Source organism: Catellatospora aurea (assembly GCF_042663325.1).
GTDB classification, from domain to species: Bacteria; Actinomycetota; Actinomycetes; order Mycobacteriales; family Micromonosporaceae; genus Catellatospora; species Catellatospora aurea.
Genome location: NZ_JBHTAC010000005.1, coordinates 223,980 through 247,618, shown reverse-complemented (window position 1 = coordinate 247,618; position 23,639 = coordinate 223,980). Strand labels below are relative to the sequence as shown.

The 23,639-nt window shown below is 71.4% G+C and carries 21 protein-coding genes; 20 read left to right on the top strand and 1 reads right to left on the bottom strand.

Going from position 1 to position 23,639, the window contains the following annotated elements; all coding sequences use genetic code 11:
• The first annotated feature begins 172 nt into the window (after nt 1-172).
• The 13 genes from ileS to ACFQO7_RS07610 all read left to right on the top strand — a co-directional run bounded on the left by ileS (nt 173) and on the right by ACFQO7_RS07610 (nt 15,516).
• The gene (gene ileS / locus ACFQO7_RS07670; protein ID WP_376805751.1) at nt 173-3,289 is read left to right on the top strand and encodes an isoleucine--tRNA ligase; all 3,117 of its coding nucleotides are present in this window, start codon (nt 173-175) and stop codon (nt 3,287-3,289) included.
• Between the two features lie 228 nt (nt 3,290-3,517).
• Nucleotides 3,518-4,210 (top strand): lysophospholipid acyltransferase family protein, encoded by a 693-nt coding sequence (locus ACFQO7_RS07665; protein WP_376805750.1) that lies wholly within the window; start codon nt 3,518-3,520, stop codon nt 4,208-4,210.
• A gap of 81 nt (nt 4,211-4,291) precedes the next feature.
• Complete coding sequence (locus tag ACFQO7_RS07660; protein ID WP_360533591.1) at nt 4,292-6,244, top strand: TIGR03960 family B12-binding radical SAM protein; 1,953 nt, start codon at nt 4,292-4,294, stop codon at nt 6,242-6,244.
• Between the two features lie 46 nt (nt 6,245-6,290).
• The gene (locus ACFQO7_RS07655; RefSeq protein ID WP_376805773.1) at nt 6,291-7,046 is read left to right on the top strand and encodes a TIGR03936 family radical SAM-associated protein; all 756 of its coding nucleotides are present in this window, start codon (nt 6,291-6,293) and stop codon (nt 7,044-7,046) included.
• Nucleotides 7,047-7,200: 154 nt separating this feature from the next.
• A complete protein-coding gene (locus ACFQO7_RS07650) occupies nt 7,201-9,852 on the top strand; it encodes an Rne/Rng family ribonuclease (RefSeq protein WP_376805749.1) in 2,652 nt (883 codons plus the stop codon).
• 115 nt (nt 9,853-9,967) lie between these two features.
• Entirely contained in the window at nt 9,968-10,510 is a 543-nt protein-coding gene (locus ACFQO7_RS07645; RefSeq protein ID WP_376805748.1) for a hypothetical protein, read from the top strand.
• Between the two features lie 44 nt (nt 10,511-10,554).
• On the top strand, nt 10,555-11,049 hold the full coding sequence (locus ACFQO7_RS07640; RefSeq protein ID WP_361056139.1) for a hypothetical protein: 495 nt from the start codon (nt 10,555-10,557) through the stop codon (nt 11,047-11,049).
• Nucleotides 11,050-11,165: 116 nt separating this feature from the next.
• Nucleotides 11,166-11,681 carry a hypothetical protein gene (locus tag ACFQO7_RS07635; RefSeq protein WP_376805747.1) on the top strand — a complete coding sequence of 172 codons (516 nt, stop codon included), beginning with the start codon at nt 11,166-11,168 and terminating at the stop codon, nt 11,679-11,681.
• A gap of 161 nt (nt 11,682-11,842) precedes the next feature.
• Nucleotides 11,843-12,334: a hypothetical protein gene (locus ACFQO7_RS07630; protein ID WP_376805746.1), complete on the top strand. Its 492-nt coding sequence runs from the start codon at nt 11,843-11,845 to the stop codon at nt 12,332-12,334.
• Nucleotides 12,335-12,574: 240 nt separating this feature from the next.
• Nucleotides 12,575-12,889, top strand: coding sequence for a 50S ribosomal protein L21 (gene rplU, locus ACFQO7_RS07625; protein WP_155374923.1), 315 nt, complete (start codon nt 12,575-12,577; stop codon nt 12,887-12,889).
• A gap of 8 nt (nt 12,890-12,897) precedes the next feature.
• Complete coding sequence (rpmA, locus tag ACFQO7_RS07620) at nt 12,898-13,155, top strand: 50S ribosomal protein L27 (RefSeq protein WP_191841170.1); 258 nt, start codon at nt 12,898-12,900, stop codon at nt 13,153-13,155.
• Between the two features lie 305 nt (nt 13,156-13,460).
• Entirely contained in the window at nt 13,461-14,948 is a 1,488-nt protein-coding gene (gene obgE / locus ACFQO7_RS07615; RefSeq protein ID WP_376805745.1) for a GTPase ObgE, read from the top strand.
• Nucleotides 14,949-15,075: 127 nt separating this feature from the next.
• Nucleotides 15,076-15,516 (top strand): GNAT family N-acetyltransferase, encoded by a 441-nt coding sequence (locus tag ACFQO7_RS07610; protein ID WP_360533568.1) that lies wholly within the window; start codon nt 15,076-15,078, stop codon nt 15,514-15,516.
• Here ACFQO7_RS07610 and trpS read toward each other — a convergent pair.
• On the bottom strand, nt 15,506-16,495 hold the full coding sequence (gene trpS / locus ACFQO7_RS07605; RefSeq protein ID WP_376805744.1) for a tryptophan--tRNA ligase: 990 nt from the start codon (nt 16,493-16,495) through the stop codon (nt 15,506-15,508). The two genes, ACFQO7_RS07610 and trpS, sit on opposite strands and share 11 nt — an antisense overlap.
• 264 nt (nt 16,496-16,759) lie before the next feature.
• Here trpS and pepN point away from each other — a divergent pair, with 264 nt between their 5' ends.
• The 7 genes from pepN to ACFQO7_RS07570 all read left to right on the top strand — a co-directional run bounded on the left by pepN (nt 16,760) and on the right by ACFQO7_RS07570 (nt 23,586).
• Nucleotides 16,760-19,249: an aminopeptidase N gene (gene pepN / locus ACFQO7_RS07600; protein ID WP_376805743.1), complete on the top strand. Its 2,490-nt coding sequence runs from the start codon at nt 16,760-16,762 to the stop codon at nt 19,247-19,249.
• 191 nt (nt 19,250-19,440) lie between these two features.
• Entirely contained in the window at nt 19,441-20,025 is a 585-nt protein-coding gene (gene nadD / locus ACFQO7_RS07595) for a nicotinate-nucleotide adenylyltransferase (RefSeq protein WP_120316517.1), read from the top strand.
• A gap of 122 nt (nt 20,026-20,147) precedes the next feature.
• On the top strand, nt 20,148-20,537 hold the full coding sequence (gene rsfS / locus ACFQO7_RS07590; protein WP_203692539.1) for a ribosome silencing factor: 390 nt from the start codon (nt 20,148-20,150) through the stop codon (nt 20,535-20,537).
• A 91-nt stretch (nt 20,538-20,628) separates the two neighbouring features.
• Nucleotides 20,629-21,228, top strand: a complete 600-nt coding sequence (locus tag ACFQO7_RS07585) for a histidine phosphatase family protein (protein ID WP_376805772.1) — start codon at nt 20,629-20,631, stop codon at nt 21,226-21,228.
• 47 nt (nt 21,229-21,275) lie between these two features.
• On the top strand, nt 21,276-21,704 hold the full coding sequence (locus ACFQO7_RS07580; protein WP_376805742.1) for a DUF5818 domain-containing protein: 429 nt from the start codon (nt 21,276-21,278) through the stop codon (nt 21,702-21,704).
• A 17-nt stretch (nt 21,705-21,721) separates the two neighbouring features.
• The gene (locus ACFQO7_RS07575) at nt 21,722-22,600 is read left to right on the top strand and encodes a DegV family protein (RefSeq protein WP_376805741.1); all 879 of its coding nucleotides are present in this window, start codon (nt 21,722-21,724) and stop codon (nt 22,598-22,600) included.
• Between the two features lie 47 nt (nt 22,601-22,647).
• On the top strand, nt 22,648-23,586 hold the full coding sequence (locus tag ACFQO7_RS07570) for a hypothetical protein (protein WP_360533552.1): 939 nt from the start codon (nt 22,648-22,650) through the stop codon (nt 23,584-23,586).
• Nucleotides 23,587-23,639 lie beyond the last annotated feature (53 nt).

The window sequence follows — 23,639 nt, the reverse complement described above, 5'->3', positions numbered from 1 at the left end:
GCCTCCGGAAGAACAGGCCGCAGGGCCTCAGTAGAACCGGACGGGACGGCCCGTCACAGCCGACACGAGCGGTCCGCCGTGCACCTGCGGCGGGCAAGCGAGGTGGTACCGCGGGCCCCGGCTCGTCCTCGCACTGTGAGACGACAGTGACGAGTGTGACGAGGAGCCCGCGATGGCTTACCCACTGCATGACGCCGCCGCTGACGGCGTGTCCGCCAGCCCGGACCTACCCGCCCTGGAGCGGCGCGTGCTCGACTACTGGGCCGCCGACAAGACGTTCGCGGCCAGCGTGGAGCAGCGCGACGCCGGGGCGAAGGGGTCGAACGAGTTCGTCTTCTACGACGGCCCGCCGTTCGCCAACGGCCTGCCGCACTACGGCCACCTGCTGACCGGCTACGTCAAGGACGTGGTGCCGCGTTACCAGACCATGCGCGGCCGCCGGGTGGAGCGCCGGTTCGGCTGGGACACCCACGGCATGCCGGCCGAGGTTGAGGCGGAGAAGCAGCTCGGCATCACCACCAAGGCCGAGATCCTCGACATGGGCCTGGCCGAGTTCAACGAGGCCTGCCGCACCTCCGTGCTGCGCTACACCAACGAGTGGGAGCGGTACGTCACCCGGCAGGCCCGCTGGGTCGACTTCGCCAACGACTACAAGACCCTCGACCTGGACTACATGGAAAGCGTCATGTGGGCCTTCAAGACCCTGCACGACAAGGGCCTGGTGTACGAGGGCTTCCGGGTGCTGGCGTACTGCTGGCGCTGCGAGACGCCGCTGTCCAACACCGAGACCCGGATGGACGACGTCTACAAGGACCGGCAGGACCCGACCCTGGCGGTGAAGTTCCAGCTGGACAGCGGCGAGAAGGTCGCGGTGTGGACCACCACGCCGTGGACCCTGCCGAGCAACCTGGCGCTGGCCGTCGGCCCGGACATCGACTACGCGGTGATGGAGAAGGACGGCGAGAAGCTGCTCCTCGGTGCCGCCCGGGTCGGCTACTACGCCAAGGAGCTGGAGGGCTACGAGCAGACCGGCACCGTCAAGGGCGCGGATCTGGTCGGCAAGCGGTACACGCCGCTGTTCCCGTATCTGGTGGACCACGCTGGGGAGAACGCGTACCAGGTGCTCGGGGCGGACTTCGTGACCACCGAGGACGGCACCGGGGTGGTGCACCTCGCGCCGGCGTTCGGTGAGGACGACCAGAACACCTGCAACGCGGCGGGCATCCCGACCGTGGTGACCGTCGACGAGCGGGCGCGGTTCACCGCGCTGGTCCCGGCGTACGAGGGCCAGCAGGTCTTCGACACCAACAAGGCGATCATCCGCGAGCTCAAGGACCGCGGCGTGGTGCTGCGCCACGAGACCTACACCCACTCCTACCCGCACTGCTGGCGGTGTGACACCCCGCTGGTCTACAAGGCGGTGTCGAGCTGGTTCGTGAAGGTCACCGCGTTCCGTGACCGCATGGTCGAGCTGAACCAGCAGATCAACTGGACCCCGGAGCACGTCAAGGACGGCTCGTTCGGCAAGTGGCTGAGCAACGCCCGGGACTGGTCGATCAGCCGGAACCGGTTCTGGGGCTCGCCGATCCCGGTGTGGGTCAGCGACGACCCGAACTACCCGCGCACCGACGTGTACGGCTCGCTGGCGCAGCTGGAGGCGGACTTCGGCGTGAAGGTCACCGACCTGCACCGCCCGTACGTTGACGAGCTGACCCGGCCGAACCCGGACGACCCGACGGGCAACTCGACCATGCGCCGGGTGCCGGAGGTGCTGGACTGCTGGTTCGAGTCGGGCTCGATGCCGTTCGCCCAGGTGCACTACCCGTTCGAGAACACCGAGTGGTTCGAGAACCACTACCCGGGCGACTTCATCGTCGAGTACATCGGACAGACGCGCGGCTGGTTCTACACCATGCACGTGCTGGCCACCGCGCTGTTCGACCGGCCGGCGTTCCGCAGCTGCGTGAGCCACGGCATCCTGCAGGGGTCTGACGGCCGCAAGATGTCCAAGAGCCTGCGCAACTACCCCGACGTGTACGAGATGTTCGACCGCTACGGCGCCGACGCCATGCGCTGGATGCTGATGAGCAGCCCGGTGCTGCGCGGCGGCGACATGGCGGTGAACGAGTCGGGCATCCGGGACTCGGTGCGCCAGGTGCTGCTGCCGCTGTGGAACGTGTACTACTTCTTCACGCTCTACGCCAACGCCGCCGGGTTTACCGCCCGGCCCCGGACCGACTCCACGCACGTGCTCGACCGGTATGTGCTGGCCAAGACCCGGGAACTGGTGGAGACCACGACGGCCCAGCTCGACGCGTACGACCTCTCGGCCGCCTGCGCCGGGGTGCGGACCTACCTGGACGCGCTGACCAACTGGTACGTGCGCCGCAGCCGGGACCGCTTCTGGGCCGGCGACGCCGACGCCTTCGACACCCTGTACACGGTGCTGGAGACGCTGGCCCGGGTGGTCGCGCCGCTGGCCCCGCTGACCGCGGAGGAGATCTGGCGCGGCCTGACCGGCGAGCGCTCGGCGCACCTGGCCGACTGGCCGGACGCGGCGGTGCTGCCGGCCGACCACGACCTGGTCGCCACCATGGACCGGGTGCGCGAGGTCTGCTCGGCGGCGCTGTCGCTGCGCAAGGCCAAGGGCCTGCGGGTGCGCCTGCCGCTGGCGTCGCTGACCGTGGCGACGCCGGACGCGTCCGGGCTGCGCGACTTCGCCGAGCTGATCGCCGACGAGGTCAACGTGAAGTCGGTCGAGCTGAGCGACGACCTGACCGGCCACTGCGAGCAGGTGCTCACGGTGGTGCCGCGGGTGCTCGGCCCGCGCGTCGGCGGCTCGGTGCAGCAGGTCATCAAGGCGGTGAAGTCGGGGGACTGGTCGCTGGTCGACGGGGCCCCGGTCGCCTCGGGGGTCACCCTGCAGGAGGGCGAGTACGAGCTGAAGCTGGTCGCGGCCGACGCGGAGCACTCCGCGCCGCTGCCCGGCGACGCCGGTGTGGTCGTGCTGGACACGGCGGTCACCCCGGAGCTGGAGGCCGAGGGGCTGGCCCGGGACGTGGTCCGGGTGGTGCAGCAGGCCCGCCGCGAGGCGGACCTGGCCATCACCGACCGGATCGCGCTGACCGTGCAGGCGTCGGACGAGGTGGCCGCGGCGGTGCGTACGCACCAGGCGTTCCTGGCGGCCGAGACGCTGGCCGACAGCGTCAGCTACGGCGCGGTCGACGGCGGCTTCACGGGTGAGGCCGGCGACGGCGGCAACGTGACGGTGGCGGTCACCCGCAGCTGACGGGTTCACGAACGGGGCGCGGCCTGTGCCGGAAATGTCACAGGCCGCGCCCCGATCCGTATGCGGCGCAACGTCCGCGCAGCTCAGGGCCGTGGTCCAGGCCCGCAGGCGGGCGCGGAGTATCTCAGACTCCGGGCGCATAGGCGATCTGTTCCGGGGGTATGGGCCCGCTCAGAGGACTACGGTAAGTTCACTGGCCGGCTAGCTCATCACCTGTGGAGGCAGAAAGTGCCGGTGCTCTATACGGTCGGATTGTGGACGGTGGCGCCCGCGATCAAGCTCGGCTGGCGCCCCACCATCGAGGGTGCGGAGCACATCCCCGCCACCGGCGGCGCGATCTTCGCCGGCAACCACCTCTCCGTGGCCGACGAGCTGTTCCTCGGCTCCGCGGTCGGCCGGCACATCTCCTTCTGGGCCAAGGAGGACTACTTCGTCGGCACCGGCCTGAGCGGCCTGTTCTTCCGCACCCTGATGGGCGGCCTGGGCGCGATCCCGGTGCACCGTTCCGGCGGCCGGGCCGCGCTGAGCGCGTTCGACGCGGCGATCCCGGTGCTCCAGGAGGGCGGCCTCGTCGCGGTGTACCCGGAGGGCACCCGCTCGCCCGACGGCCGGCTCTACCGCGGCCGCACCGGTGTGGCGCGGCTCGCGCTCGCCGCGGACGTCCCGATCATTCCCGTCGGCATGATCGGCACCGAGAAGGTGCAGCCGATCGGCCAGGCCCTGCCGTCGCTGAAGCCCGGCCAGGTCACGGTGAAGTTCGGCAAGCCGATCGAGGTCGGGGCGTGGCAGGACGCCGAGTCGGCGAGCACCGCCGCGCGCGAGATCACCGACACCGTGATGATGGCCATCCAGCAGCTCACGGGGCAGGAGTACGTGTCCCGGTACGCTCCGAAGCGAAGCGCCGGCGACGCGGAGCAGTAGACAGGCAGGTGGTAACCGGACATCGGGCTCGCAATCGCCCGAGGTCCGGCTCTCCCGTGCGACCGCGTACCCTTGTTACCCATGCGTGGCGAGTCGGTCTTTCCCCAGCTTGAGCAGTTGCTGCCTCTGATCAGCAAGCCGATCCAGTACATCGGCGGTGAGCTGGGCTCCGTGGTCAAACCATGGGAGTCGGCGACCGTCCGATGGGTGCTGTCGTACCCGGACGCGTACGAGGTGGGCCTGCCGAACCAGGGCGTGCAGATCCTGTACGAGGTGCTCAACGAGCGCGAGGATGTGCTCGCCGAGCGCACCTACGCGGTCTGGCCCGACCTCGAGAAGCTGATGCGCGAGCGCGGCGTGCCGCAGTTCACCGTCGACAGCCACCGCGCGGTCGGCGACTTCGACCTGTTCGGCCTGTCCTTCTCGACCGAGCTCGGCTACACGAACATGCTCACCGAGCTGAGCCTGGCGCAGATCCCGCTGCTGGCCGCCGACCGTGACGAATCCCACCCGATCGTGGTCGCGGGCGGCCACGCCGCCTTCAACCCGGAGCCGATCGCCGACTTCGTGGACGCCGCGGTGCTCGGCGACGGCGAGGAAGCGGTGCTGGAGATCACCGACATCGTCGCGGCCTGGAAGCGCGAGGGCAGTCCGGGTGGCCGGGACGAGATCCTGCTGCGCCTGGCCAAGACCGAGTCGGTCTACGTGCCCCGCTTCTACGACGTGGACTACCTGCCCGACGGCCGCATCCAGCGCGTGGTGCCCAACCGCGCGGGTGTGCCGTTCCGGGTGCACAAGCGCACCACCATGGACCTCGACGCGTGGCCGTACCCGAAGAAGCCGCTGGTGCCGCTGGCCGAGACGGTGCACGAGCGGTTCGCCGTGGAGATCTTCCGGGGCTGCACCCGGGGCTGCCGCTTCTGCCAGGCCGGCATGATCACCCGTCCGGTGCGCGAGCGCTCCATCACCACGGTGGCGCAGATGGTGCACGACGGTTTGGAGTTCTCCGGCTTCACGGAGGTGGGCCTGCTGTCGCTGTCCAGCGCCGACCACTCCGAGATCGGCGACATCTGCTCCGGGCTGGCCGACCAGTACGAGGGCACCAACGTCTCGCTGTCGCTGCCCAGCACCCGGGTGGACGCGTTCAACATCGACCTGGCGCAGGAGCTGGCCCGCAACGGCCGCCGCACCGGTCTGACCTTCGCGCCCGAGGGCGGCTCGGAGCGCATCCGCAAGGTGATCAACAAGATGGTGTCGGAGGAGGACCTGATCCGCACCGTCACCACCGCGTACTCCAACGGCTGGCGGCAGGTGAAGTTGTACTTCATGTGCGGCCTGCCCACCGAGACCGACGAGGACGTGCTGCAGATCGCCCGGCTGGCGCACAACGTCATCAAGTCGGGCCGGCAGGCGACCGGCTCCAAGGACATCCGCTGCACGGTGTCCATCGGCGGGTTCGTGCCCAAGCCGCACACCCCGTTCCAGTGGGCCCCGATGGAGCGCCCCGAGGTCATCGACGCGCGGCTCAAGGCGCTCAAGAACGAGATCAACTCGGACCGCTCGCTGGGCCGGGCCATCGGCTTCCGCTACCACGACGGCGAGCCCTCGCTGATCGAAGGCCTGCTGGCGCGCGGTGACCGCCGCGTCGGCGCGGTCATCCGCAAGGTGTGGGAGGACGGCGGGCGCTTCGACGGCTGGAGCGAGCACTTCTCGTACCGCCGCTGGGTCGACGCCGCCGAGGCGGTGCTGCCGGGCTTCGGCGTGGACCTGGACTGGTTCACCACCCGCGAGCGCGAGCAGTCCGAGGTGCTGCCCTGGGACCACCTGGACTCGGGCCTGGACAAGGACTGGCTCTGGCAGGACTGGCAGGACGCGCTCACCGAGTACGAGCAGGACGACTGCCGCTGGACGCCGTGCTTCGACTGTGGTGTGTGCCCGTCCATGGACACCAGCATCCAGATCGGGCCCACCGGCAAGAAGCTGCTGCCCATCACGCCGGTCAACACCGGCCTGCGCGTGCCCGCGGAGGCCTGACGTGGGACGCACCAAGAACCAGCCGACCGGTGGCCAGGCCCCCGTCGTGCAGCGCATCCGGCTGCGGTACACCAAGCGCGGCCCGATGCGGTTCACCTCGCACCGCGACTTCGCCCGTGCCGTCGAGCGGGCCATTCACCGGGCGGGCATCCCGATCGCCTTCTCGCAGGGTTTCACCCCGCATCCGAAGATCTCCTTCGCCAGCGCCGCGCCGACCGGGGTGGCCTCCGAGGCGGAGTACCTGGAGATCGGCCTGCGCGAGCGGGTCGACCCGGCGGACCTGGCCAAGGCGCTGGACGCGTCGCTGTCGCCCGGCCTCGACGTGATCGAGGCCGTCGAGGCGGTCACGCCGGGCAGCCTGGCCGACCGGATCACCGCCTCGTCGTGGCGCATCGAGCTGCCCGGCGTGACCGACGAGCAGCTCGCCGCCGCCGTGGCGGCGTTCGTCGCGCAGAGTGAGGTCCTGGTCGAGCGGTTGACCAAACAGGGCCGCCGCACGTTCGACACCAGGGACGCCGTGGCGTCCATCGCGGCCGTCTCGTCACAGTCCTCACCACCTGACGTGGTCGGGGCAGCGCCGTGTGCGATACTCGACCTTGTCGTGCGGCAGGTCACTCCCTCCGTACGGCCCGATGACGTCCTGTCCGGCCTGCGCGTGGTTGCGGACCTGGAGCCGTCGGCGCCCCATTCACTGAAAAGTGCCAGGGCGACCCGGCTGGCACAGGGCACGCTGACCCCCCAGGGGGAGATCGTGGATCCGCTCGACGTGGATCGCGACCCCGTCGCCATCGGCGAGCGTTGACCCGACCGGTCTCCGCTCTCGGCAGACTTCGGCGGATGCCCGTCCGAGCGCCTCGACAGGCGCTCTGACGGGCGACCCCGGCGGCAAACACCGGTGCTCCTGAGTGGCTGCGTTGTGACGCGCCCGGGACCACCAGAACTGGAGAACAGTCCGGATGCTCGACCACGAGCCCGCAGATCGGCACGAGAATGCCGACAACGTTTCGCAGAACCCGCCCGGCGCGGCCCCGGCTGACCAGCCGAGTGCCGTGACCGGCGAGCACACCGGCGGCGACGCGGTGTCAGGCGCGCCTGTGCCGCCTGAGCCCGCGATGGCCCAGCCCACGACGCCGGAGACGGCCCCCGACGCGGAGGGTGAGGCCGCGCCTGCGCGGCGGCGCACCCGCAAGCGGGCCGTCGCGGCTGCCGCCCCGGAGGCCGCGGACGCGGCGGGGGAGACCTCCGAGGAGGCCGCTCCCGTCAAGAAGGCGACCCGGCGCAGGAAGAAAGCCGCAGAGCCGGACATCTCCGGCGAGTCTGGGGCGAACGACGTAACCGAGCCGGAACTTCCGGCCGTCGAGGAGCTCGCGCCCACCGTGGCCGACGCGCTCGACGAGGAAGCGGAAGAGGACGAGGAAGCGGCCGAGGCCGCTGCCGTGGCTGCCGGGCAGGTGGGCGAAGCGCCGCGCCGGCTCGCCCCGTCCGTGCTGTTCATGGCCCCCGAGGCGACGGCCACGCCGGTGCGCCCCGTGGCCGCCGCGCGGCCCGTGCCGGTCGAGGAGCCCGTCGAGCCCGCGGAGCCGGCCGAGACCGGCCGTCGCCGCAAGCGCCGTCGCGGTCGGGACGAGGAGGAGGCCGTCGTCGAGGCGGAGGCCGCCGAGCCGGTCGCCGCCGACGATGAGCAGGACGAGGACGAGGGCGAGGGCGAGGAGAACGGCCGCGCCCGCCGTCGCCGGGGCCGCCGTGGCCGTGGCCGGGGCAAGGGCGGCGCCGAGGACAACGGCGACGAGGAGCAGCCCGAGGCCGTCGAGGCCGAGGAGGAGGAGACCGACTCCGACGGCGAGCCGCTGACCCGTCGCCGCCGTCGCCGCCGCCGCAAGGGCGCCGGGGACGAGGGCGCCGAGGCCGAGGACGGCGTGCACACCGTCGTCCGCATCCGTGAGCCGCGTGCCGCCAGCGACGAGGTGCAGGGCGTCTCCGGCTCGACCCGGCTGGAGGCCAAGCGCCAGCGCCGCCGGGACGGCCGCGAGCAGCGCCGCACCCGCCCGCCGATCCTGACCGAGTCCGAGTTCCTGGCCCGCCGCGAGGCGGTCGACCGGGTCATGGTCATTCGCGAGAACCCGGACCGCACGCAGATCGCGGTCATGGAGGACGGCGTGCTCGTCGAGCACTACGTCACCCGCGCGTCCACCGCCACCATGGTCGGCAACGTGTACCTGGGCAAGGTGCAGAACGTGCTGCCGAGCATGGAGGCCGCCTTCGTCGACCTGGGCCGGGGCCGCAACGCGGTGCTGTACGCCGGTGAGGTCAACTGGGACGCGGCCGGGCTGGAGGGCCGCCAGCGGTCCATCGAGCAGGCGCTGAAGTCCGGCGACTCGGTGCTGGTGCAGGTCACCAAGGACCCGATCGGGCACAAGGGCGCGCGGCTGTCCAGCCACGTCGCGCTGTCCGGCCGCCACCTGGTGTACGTGCCCAACGGCAACGCCTCCGGCATCAGCCGCAAGCTGTCCGACGTGGAGCGCAAGCGGCTGCGCGACATCCTCAAGAAGCTGGTCCCCGAGGGCGCGGGCGTGATCGTGCGCACCGCCGCCGAGGGCGCCTCCGAGGAGGACCTGGAGCGCGACGTGCTGCGCCTGCAGGCGCAGTGGGAGGACATCCAGGCCAAGGCGTCCGAAGGCGGCGCGCCCGCGCTGCTGTACGGCGAGCCGGACCTGGTCGTCCGCGTGGTCCGCGACCTGTTCAACGAGGACTTCAAGGAACTCGTGGTGCAGGGCGACAACGCCTACGACACGGTGCAGACCTACCTCGGGCACGTCTCGCCCGACCTGGTGGACCGGGTGCACCGGCACACCGGGGTGTCCGACGTGTTCGCGACGTACCGCATCGACGAGCAGATCCTCAAGGGCCTGGACCGCAAGGTGTTCCTGCCCTCCGGCGGCCACCTGGTGTTCGACCGCACCGAGGCGATGACCGTCGTCGACGTCAACACCGGCAAGTACACCGGTGTCGGCGGCAACCTGGAGGAGACGGTCACCCGCAACAACCTGGAGGCGGCCGAGGAGATCGTGCGTCAGCTGCGGCTGCGCGACCTCGGTGGCATCGTGGTGATCGACTTCATCGACATGGTGCTGGAGAGCAACCGCGAGCTGGTGCTGCGCCGGCTGACCGAGTGCCTGGGCCGGGACCGGACCAAGCACCAGGTCACCGAGATCACCTCGCTGGGCCTGGTGCAGATGACGCGTAAGCGCATCGGCGCGGGCCTGCTGGAGGCGTTCAGCGAGCCGTGTGAGCACTGCAAGGGCCGCGGGGTCATCATCCACACCGAGCCGGTCTCCGAGCGCCGCGCGCCGGTCCACGCCGCGCCGCCGGCCCAGGCCCCGCCTGCGCCGGTCAAGCAGGCCGCCGCCGCGCCGCCCGCGCCGAAGCAGCAGAAGCCGGCGGCCGCGGACACGGGTTACTACGACACCGAGGGCTACGACCTGTCCCGGTACGAGACGGCGGCGGTCGAGGACGACGACGAGGCGGGCGAGGAGCCCGGTGAGGACGGCGGCGACACGCCCACCAGGCGGCGTACCCGCCGCGGCGGTCGGCGGCGCACCCGCCCGTAGGGATCGCTCGCGGTTGATCCGCAGGCGGGGGACTCGCATAAGCTGCCCGGGGTATGGGCGCACCATTCCCCGGGCAGTTCGCTGTCCGGCCCCCCGCAGAGCCTGGAGGACCCCTATGCGACGTTTCCTCGCCGCGGCCGTGCTCGGCGCGGCCCTGCTGACCGCCACCGCCTGCTCCGCCGACCCGACGCGGCCCGACGCGGGCTCGGGGCCCTCGGCCGGTGCTTCGGCGCAGACGAGCCCGGGCACGAGTGCCGCGCCCGGCGCCTCCGGGGCCGTCACCGGGACCACCGACGCGAAGGCGACCTGCGCCGCGGTGATCGCCGAGAGCAAGAAGTTCGTCGCGAACCTGGTGGTCAGGGCCGAGGAGCTCGGCCAGTCGCTGAGCGACCCGGAGAAGGTCAAGGTCTTCTTCGGCGCGCTGAGCAAGGACTACGTGACGCTGTCCACCACGGTGAAGGCGGAAGCGGCCAAGAGCGCCGACCCGAAGCTGCGCAAAGCGCTGGAGGACCTCGCCAAGGCCCTGGACGCCGCGGTGGCGCAGTTGAGCGACTCGCAGAAGCTCGCCGAGGACCCCTCGAAGATGCAGCAGATCCTGTTCAGCCCGGACCTGACCGCGGCCAACGAGGCGCTGAACGAGATCTGTCCGGCGGCCTGACGGCGCACGGCGACCCCGCACCACCCCCTCTGGAGGCAATTCCCATGCGACGTTTCCTGACCGCCGTCCTGGTGGCCGGATCCCTGCTCGGCGCGAGCGCATGCGCCGACGACACGCCCAGCCCGTCGGCATCCTCGTCCAGTGCGGCCGCCGCACCCGCGCCGAGCGGCTCGACGGCCGCCGCGGCGGTCTGCGCCGAGTTCGACAAGGTCTTCAACGGCAAGGCGCGGACCGACCTGACCACCGCGATCGGCGGGGTGCTCAAGGCGCGGGCGGGCACCGACGCCGCGAAGACCCAGGCCGCGGAGACCAAGCTGCGTGAGGCGCTCACCGCGCTGGAGACCCAGATCACGGGGGTCGGCGCGGTCGCCGCCGACCCCGCGGTCAAGGCCGCCTTCGACCAGGTCGCCGCGAACGTCCGGCAGACCGGTGCCGACCTGGCGTTCCTCGACGGGGTCACCAAGATCTCCGAGCTTGAGGCGAAGCTCACCCCGGCTCTGCTGTCCTGGATCATGCCTTTGGCCAGGATCTGTCCCTGAGACCGTTATCAGGCCGTCATCAGGCTTCCCTAAGCTGCCCCGGGGCGTTCACACCGCTCCGGGGCAGCTTTGTCCGCTGCCGTCACCCACTCACGTACCAAAGGACCTTTTCGCACATGCGCCGCGTTCTGACCACCGCCGCCCTCAGCCTGACCCTGCTCGGCGCCGCCGCGTGCACCGCCGACCCGGCCGAGACCACGGCCACGCCGGCGTCGTCGGCCGCCCCGGCCCCGGCCGCGTCGTCCGCCGCTCCGGCCGCGCCCACCGGCACCGCCGACAAGGCCGCGACGTGCCTGGCGTTCAACATGATGAACATCGGCGAGGAGGCCATCGGCGTGCTGGGGGCCACCACCAAGATCATCGGTGCGGCCATCGACGACGAGGAGAAGGCCAAGACCCACGTCCCGGCGCTCGTCACGGCGATCGAGGTCTACCGCGGTGAGCTGGTCAAGCTTTCCGCGGGCACGGCGGATGCCGAGGTGAAGGCGGCCCTGGACGCGGACATCGCCACGGTCGCCGGTGCCGGGCAGGCCCTGACGGCCGCGAGCGGCGACTTCAACAAGGTGCTCGAGGTCCTGGAGGGCACCGCTCTGGACATCCACGAGAACAAGACCTCGAAGGTGTGCGCCTGAGGCTGCCGATTCCGTTGTCGGCCACCGTGGCTAGGCTGCCCCGGTGGCCACAAACGAGGGTTTGGCGTGTACGGGGCCGAAGCTTCGGCCATATGACGAGTAAGCACGGGTGCCGCCGCCGACCTGGCGCACCCGATCACCCCGCATAGACAAGGAAGAACATGCGACGGATTCTGGCTACCGCCACCCTCGGTCTCGCGCTGCTGGGCATGACCGCCTGTGCCGACACCGACACCCCGACCCCGGGCGCCTCGGCGTCGATCCCGGCCGCCGCCACCAGCGCCGCGGCCGCGGCCATGGACAAGGCCGCCGCCTGCGCCGCGTACACCAAGGCGGAGGAGGCGGCCAAGGCCCCGCTCATGGAGCTGGCGATGCAGCTGGACGCGATCAAGGCCGACCCGGCCAAGGCGCAGGAGGCGGTCGGCAAGCTGACCAAGGCGTTCACCGACTTCCAGGCCGCGCTGGCCCCGATCGCGGCCGGCGTGAACGACGCCGAGCTGAAGGCCGCCGTCGAGTCCGACATCGCCGCGCTGAACAAGGTCATGCCGGCGATCGCGGCTTCCGGCGGCGACGTCACGAAGGCGATGGCGGCCCTGGAGACCCCCGAGTTCGAAAAGGGCGGCGAAGCCGTCCGCGCGCTCTGCGGCAAGTGAGCACAGCCCCGGCACGCGGTGATCGCCATCACCGCGTGCCGGGCCCGGGGGTGCCCGGTTTGGGCATCGGGCCGGGCATGACGTAGTCTTCTCCACGGTGCCCATGACAGGGCGCTGCATGCGTGCGTGTGTGCCGGCCGTCTGGCCAGGACTGCCGAGCGCAACAAAGTAGTGAAGAGTCGGCTCGCCTCGCGGGTCGATGGACCAACCGCCAGCACCTACGACAGGAGTCCGCGTCTCATGTACGCGATCGTCAAGACCGGCGGCAAGCAGTACAAGGTCGCCGAGGGCGACGTGATCGAGGTCGAGAAGCTCGCGGGCGCGCCCGGCGACGTGGTGGCGCTGTCCGCAGTGCTGCTTGTTGATGGCAGCGACCTGGTGACCGACGCGGCGAAGCTTGCCAAGGTTTCTGTTTCCGGTGAGGTCGTGGCCCACACCAAGGGCCCGAAGATCCGGATCCACAAGTTCAAGAACAAGACCGGCTACCACAAGCGGCAGGGTCACCGTCAGCCGCTGACCCAGGTCAAGGTCACCGGCATCAAGAGCGGGAAGTAGGCCTCGAGATGGCACATAAAAAGGGTGCATCCAGCTCGCGCAATGGTCGCGACTCCGCCGCCCAGCGGCTCGGCGTGAAGCGCTTCGGCGGTCAGGTCGTCAGCGCCGGCGAGATCCTCATCCGCCAGCGCGGCACGAAGTTCCACCCGGGCGACCTGGTCGGCCGTGGCGGCGACGACACGCTGTTCGCGCTCGCCGCGGGCTCGGTGCAGTTCGGTCTCAAGCGGGGCCGCAAGACCGTGAACATCGTTCCGGTCGAGGCCTGACAGTTCGTCGGAGGCGGGAGGGCGCGCGAAGCGCCTTCCCGCCTTTGCCGTTTCCGCCCCCGGAAACACCCAGGTGAGACGCGGCTAACGCCGCCCACCGGAACACCCGACCCTCACCACGCGCTGCCCTAGGGGGCACACGCGCCGCCCCACCGCCTCCCTGCCGCAACTCTTAAAGACATGCGGCCTCGGGAGGCCGTCCTGGCCGCGACTCTTTAAGAGTTGCGGCGAGGGGGCAGGCCGCGATGGGCGGGGTGCAAGCGGGCATATGCTGGTTTTTTGTTGATGTATGTGGAGGATGGAACGTGGCTACGTTCGTGGATCGTGTGGTGCTGCACCTGCAGGCGGGTGACGGTGGCCACGGCTGCATCTCCATCCACCGCGAGAAGTTCAAGCCGTTCGGCGGGCCGGACGGCGGCAACGGCGGGCACGGCGGCGGCATCCTGATGCAGGTCGACCCCAACGTGCACACGCTGCTGGACTTCCACTTCCACCCGCACATCAAGGCGACCAACGGCAAGGGCGGCGCGGGCAACAACCGCGAGGGCGCGAACGGCGGCGACCTGGTGCTCAAGGTGCCCTCCGGCACGGTCGTGCAGACGCTCGACGGCGAGGTCATCGCCGACCTGGTCGGCGCAGGCACCACGCTGGAGATCGCCCGGGGCGGCCGGGGCGGCCGCGGCAACGCGGCGCTGGCCAGCGCGCGGCGCAAGGCCCCCGGCTTCGCCGAGCTGGGCGAGCCGGGCGACCGGCTGGACGTGGTCGTCGAGCTGAAAAGCGTCGCCGACGTGGGCCTGGTCGGCTTCCCGAGCGCCGGCAAGTCCTCGCTGATCTCGGTGATCTCCGCGGCCAAGCCGAAGATCGCCGACTACCCGTTCACCACGCTGGTGCCGAACCTGGGCGTGGTGCAGGCCGGCGAGCACGTGTTCACCGTCGCCGACGTGCCGGGCCTCATCCCGGGCGCGGCTGCGGGCAAGGGCCTGGGCCTGGAGTTCCTGCGCCACATCGAGCGCACCGCGGTGCTGGCCCACGTGGTGGACACCGCGACCCTGGAGACCGACCGCGACCCGGTGGCCGACATCGAGGCCCTGGAGGCGGAGCTCGCGCAGTACGGCGGGCTGGAGGACCGGCCCCGGATCATCGTGCTGAACAAGATCGACGTGCCGGACGGCCGGGACCTGGCCGACATCACGACCCCTGACCTGGAGAAGTTCGGCTGGCCGATCTACCAGGTCAGCGCGGCGACCCGGGAGGGCCTGCAGGACCTGGTGTACGCGCTGGCCCGGATGGTGGAGGAGCACCGGGCGGCCGCGCCGGTGCTGGAGCCGACCCGCATCGTGCTGCGCCCGAAGGCGGTCGACGACTCCGGCTTCGAGATCGCGCAGGACCGCGCGGGCGTCTGGGTGGTCAAGGGCAGCAAGCCCGAGCGCTGGGTGCGCCAGACCATGTTCGACAACGCCGAGGCGGTGGGCTACCTCGCGGACCGGCTCGCCCGGCTGGGGGTCGAGGAGAAGCTCGGCAAGCTCGGCGCACAACCCGGCGACCCGGTGCGGATCGGAGAGCGCGAGTTCGACTGGCAGCCCACGATCTACGCGGGCAAGGACTTCACGCCGGGCAACCGCTTCACCGACGAGCGCCTCGAGGACGACATCACGCGACCGAGGGCCGCGGAGCGGCTCGCGGCCCGCAAGGCGCGGCGGGTGCGCGCGGAGGGCGACACCGTGGGCGACGAGTGGCTGCCCGACGAGCGGGATCTGCGCGCCGCGGACGATGACGACGACGACGATCTCTAGGCGGCGGTCCCAGGGCGGACACTGTTAAGTAAAGGTTCGGTGACAGTGTCCGCCATCTCACCGTGTACGGCCTCGCTGTGCGGTTTGTGAAACAACGCGGAAACATGCCCTGGCTAGCGTCCTGACGGTGTTGATCCAGCACCGTGAGATCACCCACCCTGATGTCACCGCGCTCGTGCTCGCCGCTGAGGACGAACTCTTCACGCGGTATCCGGGCACCACCCGTTCGCCCCTGGACCCGCACGCCCGTTTCGTCGTGGCGTACGTGCTGGGCAGGCCTGTCGGCTGTGGCGGCATCGTGCCGTCCGCGCCGGGTGTCGGCGAGATCAGGCGGATGTTCGTACTGCCGGCGCATCGCCGCGCCGGGGTGGCCCGCCGCATCCTCGCGGCACTGGAACGACGGGCCACCGCCCAGGGCTGGGACTCGATCATCCTCGAGACCGGCGTGAACCAGCCTGAGGCGATCGCACTGTTCGACTCGTCCGATTACCAGCGGACCGAGCCGTACGGCAGGTACATCGGCAACCCCTACTCGGTTTGCTTCACGAAGAAGCTCATCAGAAGCTGACGAGTCCTATCGCCTCGCCGGCTCGCCGCAACGTGGCGGCGGCCCGCGGGCGTGCCCGTGACGCGCCCTCGCGCAGCACCCGCTCCACCGCCTCCGGCCGTCGCCGCAGCGCCTCGTAGCGCTCCTGGATCGGCCTCAGCACCGCCACCACGGCCTCCGCGGTCTCCCGTTTGAGCTGCCCGTACGAGGCGAAGTCGCCGGCGGACCCGGTGCAGGCCTGGTAGATCTCCAGCAGGTTGGTCACGCCGGGCTGGTTCTCCCGGTCCCGGCGCACCGTGCTCCCGCTGTCGGTGACCGCGCGCATCACCTTGCGGCGTACCACCTCGGGTTCGTCGAGGATGCTGATCACGCCCGCGCTGACCACATTGGTCTTGCCCATCTTGGCCGTCGGGTCGGCCAGGTCCATGACCCGCGCGGCGACCGGGGCGGGCACCGCCACCGGCACCGTGAAGGTCGGGCCGTAGCGGCCGTTGAACCGGGTCGCGACCGCTCGGGCCAGCTCGACGTGCTGCATCTGGTCGTCGCCGACCGGCACCTGCTCGGTGTCGTGCAGCAGGATGTCGGCCGCCATCAGCACCGGGTACGTGAGCAGGCTGAGCCGCACCTGCTCGCCGCGGGCGGCCTTCTCCTTGAACGCGACCATGCGCTGGGCCTCGCCGTAGCCGGTGGCGCATTCCAGCAGGTAGTGCAGTTGGGCATGCTCGGGCAGGTGGGACTGGACGTACAGGGTGCAGCGTTCCGGGTCGACCCCGGCGGCGAGCAGCACCGCGGCCTGCTCCAGGGTCAGCCCGCGTACCGCGGCGGGGTCGTGCTCGACGGTGAGCGAGTGCAGGTCGGCGAGCATGGTGATGGTCTCGGTGTCGTCCTGGCCGGCCACCAGCGGCGCGATCATGCCGAACAGGTTGCCGAGCTGCAGGTGGCCGGTCGGTTTGCAGGCGGACAGCCGGCGGGCGCGGACGCGGGTCGGGGCGATGGTCATGTCGGTCTCCTCGGGAGTCGGCCGCCCCGTCCGGAGACCCCGGCACGGCGGGAGCCGCGCACGAAGAAGGCCGCCCGGAGGGGCGGCCTGGGTCGTCTACTGGGTTCGCGGAAGCGGGCCGCCCGTCAGGGCAGCCACCACATGGGGTTCGTCGTCCGCATGGCGACCATTGTCCCCGCACCGGCCTTGATCGGCAAGAACGTAACGGAAGGTAAGGGGCTACCGCCCGTTCACCACCTGCCGTCGTCAGGCAGGATGGGCGTCATGTCGCATCGTTGCCTCAGCCACCTCGAAGCCGTCGCGCGGGCCGCCACCGTCCGGAACCTCGCGTACGCCCTGGACGTGGACCTGACCACGGGAGACGAACTCTTCCGCACGGTCACCACCGTCCGCTTCACCGCCGACCCCGGCGCCGAGACGTTCCTGGAGGCGCGGCCGGAGCGGCTGCTCGGCGCCACCCTGAACGGCGTCGCGCTGCCCGCGGAGGCGTTCGCCGAGGGGCGGCTGCGGCTGACCGACCTCGCCGCGGACAACACCGTCGTGGTGTCCGCCGAGTATGCCTACACCCATTCCAGCGAGGGCATCCACCGCTTCGTCGACCCGGCCGACAAGCAGGTCTACGTGTACGCGCAGCCCTCGATCACCGACGCGCCCCGGTTCATGGCCTGCTTCGACCAGCCCGACCTCAAGGCGCCGGTGACGCTGTCCGTCACCGCGGACCCGTCCTGGCTGGTCCGGGCCAACGCGGAAGGCGAGCAGACGGTAGCGGGCCGCTGGGAGTTCCCGGCCACCAAGCCCGTCGCGACCTACCTGATCACGCTCGTAGCCGGTCCTTACGTCGCGGTGACCGACAGCCACGACGGCATCCCGCTCGGCGTGTACGCCCGCGCCAGCTACGCCGAGGTGCTGGAGCGCGACGCGCCCGAGATCCTCTCGCTGACCAAGGCGTTCCTGGACCGCTACCACGAGCTGTTCGGCGTGCGGTACCCGTTCGGCAAGTACGACCAGGCGTTCGTGCCCGAGTTCAGCTGGGGCGCGATGGAGTTCCCCGGCTGCGTGGTGTTCCGCGACGAGCTGCTGTTCCGGGCTGCGGTGACCGACACCGAGCGGCTGGAGCGGGCCGCCATCATCGCCCACGAGATGGCCCACATGTGGTTCGGCGACCTGGTGACCATGCGCTGGTGGGACGACCTGTGGCTGAACGAGTCGTTCGCCACCTACATGGGCTACCGGCTGGTCGCCGAGGTCACCCCGTGGCCGCAGGCCTGGACCCGCTTCGGCGTCGGCCGCAAGGCCTGGGGGTACGCCGCCGACCAGCGCCCCTCCACGCACCCGATCGCGCCGAGCGAGGTCGCCGACACCGACGCCGCGTTCGCCAACTTCGACGGCATCTCGTACGCCAAGGGCTGCTCGGCGCTGCGCCAGCTCGTCGCGTTCATCGGCGACGAGGCGTTCCTGAACGGGCTGCGGGCGCACTTCGACAAGCACGCCTGGGGCAACGCCACGCTGGCCGATCTGCTCGGCGCGCTGTCGCTGGCCAGCGGGCGCGACCTGGACGCCTGGGCGCAGGCCTGGCTGCGCACCCCGCAGGTGAACACGCTGCGACCGGTGATCGAGTGGGCGCAGGACGGTTCGTACGCCTCCGTCACCGTCGAGCAGACCGCCGCCGAGCAGTACCCGACGCTGCGCCCGCACCGGGTCGGCCTGGGCTGGTTCGACGAGCACGGCGCCTGGCAGCACACCGAGATCGAGGTGACCGGCGCGCTCACGCCGGTGCCGCAGCTGTCCGGCGTACGCGGCCGCGGCCTGCTGCTCAACGACGGCGACCTCACCTTCGCCAAGATCCGGCTCGACGAGCGCACCCGCGCCGAGCTGCCCGCGCTGCTGGCGGCGCAGCCCGACCCGCTGTCGCGCTCGCTGTGGTGGAACAGCGCCTGGGACGCCGTCCGCGACGCCGAGTGGCCCGCCACCGAACTGGTCGAACTGGCCGCCGCGGCGCTGCCCGCCGAGCCGGACGTGACCATCGTCGAGTCGGTGTTCGGGCTGGCCCGGTACGCGGCCACCCGCTTCGTGCCCGTGGACGGGCAGGCGGCGGCCCGCGCGGCGCTGGCCGGGGCGGCCAAGACCCTGCTGGCCACCGCCGAGCCCGGCGACCGCGACCAGCTCGCCGCGGCCCGCACGCTGCTCTCCACCGCCGGCGAGGACGACCGCGCGGTGCTGCGCGGCTGGCTTTCCGGCGCGGACGTGCCCGCGGGCCTGGCCGTCGACGCCGAGCTGCGCTGGGCGATCCTGGGCCGGCTCGCGGTGCTCGGCGACGTGACCGAGGAGGAGATCGACGCCGAACTGCAGCGCGACACCAGCGACAAGGGCGAGCAGGAGGCCGTCCGGGTGCGGGCCAGCCGCCCCGACCCGGCCGCCAAGGCACGGGCGTTCGACCTGGTCGTCACCGAGCAGGGCCAGTCGAACCGGATCGCGGCCGCGGCCGGGGCCGGTCTGTGGCAGCCGGAGCACGCGGAGCTGACCGAGCCGTTGGTGGCCCGGTACTTCGCCGAGCTGCCGCGCTCGGCGGGCCGCTCCGGCGACATGCTGGCGCACCTGGTCAAGGCGTCCTACCCGGGGTACGCCGTGTCGGAGGACACACTGGCCGCCGCGCGGGCGGCGCTGGCGGGGGACATGCACCCGCTGCCGCGCCGCGCGCTGGCCGACGAGACCGACGACCTGGCCCGCGCCCTGCGCGCCCAGCAGGCCGCCTGACCAGCCCGTTCGTCCCGCCGGCCGCCCCGCTCCACCCCGGGCTCGCGGCGTCCGGCGGGCTCGCGGCTCACCGGCCCCGCCCGACTTAGACGTTGGCCTATGACATCGAATATGATCGCCGATTTTTCGATGTCATAGGCCAACGTCGATGACAGGCCGGGGTGTGACGCGCGCGGGCATAGAATCGGCGCGTGGCGACACGTATCGGGATCATGGGCGGCACCTTCGACCCCATCCACCACGGTCACCTCGTCGCGGCCAGCGAAGTGGCTGACCGGTACGCCCTGGACGAGGTCGTCTTCGTGCCCACGGGCCGGCCGTGGCAGAAGACCGAGCACGCGGTCACCCCGGCGGAGGACCGCTACCTGATGACGGTCATCGCGACGGCGTCGAACCCGCGGTTCAGCGTGAGCCGGGTGGACGTGGACCGGGTGGGGCCGACGTACACCGTCGACACGCTGCGCGAGCTGCGCGACCAGTACGGCGAGAAGACCGAGCTGTTCTTCATCACCGGCGCCGACGCGCTGTCGAAGATCCTGTCCTGGAAGGACGCGGACCAGCTGTTCGAGCTGGCCCACTTCGTGGGGGTCACCCGTCCGGGGTTCATGCTGACCGACGCGCACCTGCCCGCCGACGTGGTGAGCCTGGTCCAGGTGCCGGCGATGGCGATCTCGTCGACGGACTGCCGCCGCCGGGTCGCCGCGGGCCAGCCGGTCTGGTATCTGGTACCGGACGGGGTAGTGCAATACATCACAAAACGGCATCTATACCGCTGATGTCCGGGTGTCCCGGCCCACCGCGTGTCTATCTCGGCGGCAGACCGGGTAATCACTGTGAGACTCTGGATGCTGAGCCTGATCGCGAGCATCGCGACCGGGCCACCGACGAAAGGACCAAGGTGCCCGCAACCGAGCGTGCCGTCGAGATGGCCCTGGCCGCCGCGCAGGCGGCCGCCGACAAGAAGGCCGAGGACATCGTCCTGCTGGACGTGGGCGAGCAACTCGTTCTCACCGACGTCTTCGTGGTCGCCTCCGCTCCGAACGAGCGCCAGGTCCTGGCCATCGTCGACGCTGTCGAAGAGGCTCTGCTGAACCTGCCCGAGAAGGCCAAGCCGGTGCGCCGCGAGGGCGAGCGGGCCGGCCGCTGGGTGCTGCTGGACTTCGGCGACATCGTGGTGCACATCCAGCACAGCGAGGAGCGCGAGTTCTACGCCCTCGACCGCCTGTGGAAGGACTGCGCCCGGATCGAGTTCGTCGACCGCGACCTGGCGACCCAGGACGCCGCGTGAGCGAGCCGCGCGAGCGAACCCAGTGGGTCCGTTCCGCCGCCGACGAGCGCAGCGAGGAGAAGGCGTGAGTCTGGAGCGGGGCCAGGAGTCGATCACGCGAGTGCTGCTGTGGCGGCACGGCAACACCGACTGGAACGCCGCCCAGCGGGTGCAGGGCCAGCTCGACGTGCCCGTCAACGACCGCGGCCGGGCCCAGGCCCAGGCCGCGGCCGCGGTGCTCGCGCGCGGCGAGGCCCAGCTCATGATCACCAGTGACCTGAGCCGGTGCACGATGACCGGCGCGCCGCTCGCCGAGCTGACCGGCCTGGTGCCCGAGCGAGACGCCCGGCTGCGCGAGCGGCACTTCGGCTCGTGGCAGGGGCTCACCACCCCGGAGGTGCGTGAGCGTTTCCCCGAGTCGTACGCCCGCTGGCGTGCCGCCGACCCGGACCCGGGCGACGGCATCGAGTCGCTGCCCGACTTGGGCAAGCGGGTCAGCGAGACGATCCGGCAGGCCGCCGAGCGGGTGCCCGGCGGCACCGCGGTCCTGGTCAGCCACGGCGGCGCCATCAAGTACGGGGTGGCCGCGCTGCTCGGCTGGCCCGAGGAGATGCTGCCGACGATCGCCCCGGTGCAGAACTGCCACTGGGTCGACCTGATCCTGCAGCCGTCGTACGGGTGGCGGGTGTCGGCGTACAACGTCGGCGCCTGACGTCCCCCTCGCGCAACTTGCCCCCGGGCGGTAGCGTCCGAACTGACATGACCACACGAAGCCCCCTCACTCATCTGTTGCTGACCGGCGCGCTGCTGGGCGGTCTCCTGCTCACCGCGTGCGCCCCGAGCGAGGAGCCGGAGGTGGGCAGCTCCATGACCCCGCCGCCGTCGGCCTCCGCGGTGCCGCCGAGCACCGGCAAGCCGAAGCCGAGCCTGTCCGGGCCCGTGGTGCCGCCGCCGGCCAAGGACGGCCAGCCCATCTCGGTGCGCGGCCTGGTCGAGCGGGTGGAGCTGGAGGGCGGCTGCACCGTGCTGCGCGCCGACAACGGCACCACCTACCAGCTGATGGGCGGCGACCCGAACGTCGTCAAGCCCGGCGCCACCGTGCGGATCAGCGGCCGGCTGCGCGCCGACATCATGACGATCTGCCAGATGGGCCCGGTGCTCGAGGTCGACTCGGCGCAGCCGGCATGACGAGTTAACGTGCCCGCATGTCCGTAGCAGTCGTCACCGACTCCACCGCCTACCTGCCCGCCACCGTCGCGGACGGGTCGCTGACCGTCGTGCCGCTGCACGTCGTGCTGGGCGGCGTGTCCGGGCGGGAGGGCGTCGAGGTCTACCCCGCCGAGGTCGCCGTCGCGCTGGCCGCCCGCCGCGTCGCGGTGACCACCTCGCAGCCCACCCCGGCCGAGTTCGGGCAGGTCTACGACAAGCTGTTCGCGACCGGTGTGGACGGCATCGTCTCGGTGCACCTGGCCGGCGCGCTGTCCGGCACGCTCGGCGCGGCGTCGACCGCGGCGGGCGAGGCCGCCGGGCCGGTCGAGGTGATCGACTCCTGCTCCGCCGCGATGGGCGTGGGCTTCCCGGCATTGGCCGCGGCGCGGGCCGCGGCGCAGGGCGAAGACCTCGCGGGCGTACGCGAAGCCGCCCTGCACACCATCGACCGGACCAGCACCTTCTTCTACGTGGACACGCTGGAGCACCTGCGCCGCGGCGGCCGCATCAACGCCGCCTCCGCCCTGCTGGGCACCGCACTGGCGGTCAAACCCCTGCTGGAGGTCTCCGCGGGCGGCATCACCATGCGCGACAAGGTGCGCACCGCGGCTCGCGCGCTGGACCGGCTGGTCGCGCTCGCCCTGGAGGCGTCCGGGGACGGCCCCGTCGAGGTCGCCGTGCACCACCTGGCGGCCGCGGAGCGGGCGGAGTGGATCGCGCAGGCGCTGCGGGAACGGCTCGGCGATCGGCTGTGCGAGCTGTACACCAGCGAGGTCGGCGCGGTGGTGGCCGCGCACGTCGGTCCCGGCCTGGCCGGCGTCGTCGTGCACCGCCTGCCCGAGGCGGCTCAGTCGCTGCTGGACGAGCAACTCTGACTTCCATGGGTGGCGCTGCGGCGGGGGCGTGGTGATACTCAGCGTTCATGGAGAAGGCTCGTTCTGAACTTCTCGGCCGGGACCTGGCGCATGCGCTGCGTACCGGCCCGTTCTCCGCCGCGTTGCACCTGGCCATCGAGGATCGCGGCATCCGGCCTGAGGAGATCCAGGAGAAGCTGTCCGCCGCCGGCATCAGCGTCAGCCTGGCCACCCTCAGCTACTGGCGGCGTGGTCGCAGCCGCCCGGAGCGCCCCGAGTCCATGAAGGCGGTGCGGCTGCTGGAGCAGATCCTGTCGCTGCCCGCCGAGTCCCTCATCGCCCAGCTCGGCCCGCGCCGCCCCCGGGGGCGCTGGCTCAACCAGCCCCCGGGGACCATCGACATCGACCGGCTCTTCGAGGACGGCAACAGCGTCTCGAAGATCATCCGTGAGCTGGATCGGTGGATGTACCACGAACTCACGCGGATCAGCCTGCACGACCTGTACCAGGTCGGCGCGCAGCGCCAGGAGCTGCGGCTCAACTGCCGCCAGGTGCTGCGAGCCAACGTGGACCGGGTGTCGCGCACCGTCGGCATCTTCCGCACCGACGACCTGGGCGCGCCCACCGGCGTGCAAGCCCTGCGCAACTGCCGGCTGGGCCGGGTGCGCTCGGACCCCGAGTCGGGACTGCAGGCCGCCGAGATCATCTTCGACCGCATGCTGTCCCAGGGCGACACCGTCGTCCTGGAGTACGAGTTCGAGAGCGGCTCGATGATCGCCACCGACAACTACTACCGGGGCTTCTCGGTGCCGGTGGGGGAGTACGTGCTGCAGGTGCAGTTCGACCGCGACGCGGTGCCGGCCCGCTGCTACCGCTTCGAACGGCGCGGCCTGCACGCCCCCGACCAGGGCGTACGCGAGGTGTGGATCGGCTCGACGCACGGCGCGCACCTGGTCGCGACCGACATCCCGCCGGGCATCGTCGGCATGCGCTGGGAATGGGAGTGAGCGGCCGGGCATCGTCGTGAGACGCCCGGCCGCTCGGCCCCCCGTCGGCCTCC

Coding starts and splice junctions, on each gene's coding strand:
- ileS (WP_376805751.1), top strand. CDS start 173: ATGGCTTACCCACTGCATGACGCCGCCGCTGACGGCGTGTCCGCCAGC.
- ACFQO7_RS07660 (WP_360533591.1), top strand. CDS start 4,292: ATGCGTGGCGAGTCGGTCTTTCCCCAGCTTGAGCAGTTGCTGCCTCTG.
- ACFQO7_RS07650 (WP_376805749.1), top strand. CDS start 7,201: ATGCTCGACCACGAGCCCGCAGATCGGCACGAGAATGCCGACAACGTT.
- ACFQO7_RS07645 (WP_376805748.1), top strand. CDS start 9,968: ATGCGACGTTTCCTCGCCGCGGCCGTGCTCGGCGCGGCCCTGCTGACC.
- ACFQO7_RS07640 (WP_361056139.1), top strand. CDS start 10,555: ATGCGACGTTTCCTGACCGCCGTCCTGGTGGCCGGATCCCTGCTCGGC.
- ACFQO7_RS07635 (WP_376805747.1), top strand. CDS start 11,166: ATGCGCCGCGTTCTGACCACCGCCGCCCTCAGCCTGACCCTGCTCGGC.
- ACFQO7_RS07630 (WP_376805746.1), top strand. CDS start 11,843: ATGCGACGGATTCTGGCTACCGCCACCCTCGGTCTCGCGCTGCTGGGC.
- rplU (WP_155374923.1), top strand. CDS start 12,575: ATGTACGCGATCGTCAAGACCGGCGGCAAGCAGTACAAGGTCGCCGAG.
- rpmA (WP_191841170.1), top strand. CDS start 12,898: ATGGCACATAAAAAGGGTGCATCCAGCTCGCGCAATGGTCGCGACTCC.
- trpS (WP_376805744.1), bottom strand. CDS start 16,495: ATGACCATCGCCCCGACCCGCGTCCGCGCCCGCCGGCTGTCCGCCTGC.
- pepN (WP_376805743.1), top strand. CDS start 16,760: ATGTCGCATCGTTGCCTCAGCCACCTCGAAGCCGTCGCGCGGGCCGCC.
- ACFQO7_RS07580 (WP_376805742.1), top strand. CDS start 21,276: ATGACCACACGAAGCCCCCTCACTCATCTGTTGCTGACCGGCGCGCTG.
- ACFQO7_RS07575 (WP_376805741.1), top strand. CDS start 21,722: ATGTCCGTAGCAGTCGTCACCGACTCCACCGCCTACCTGCCCGCCACC.
- ACFQO7_RS07570 (WP_360533552.1), top strand. CDS start 22,648: ATGGAGAAGGCTCGTTCTGAACTTCTCGGCCGGGACCTGGCGCATGCG.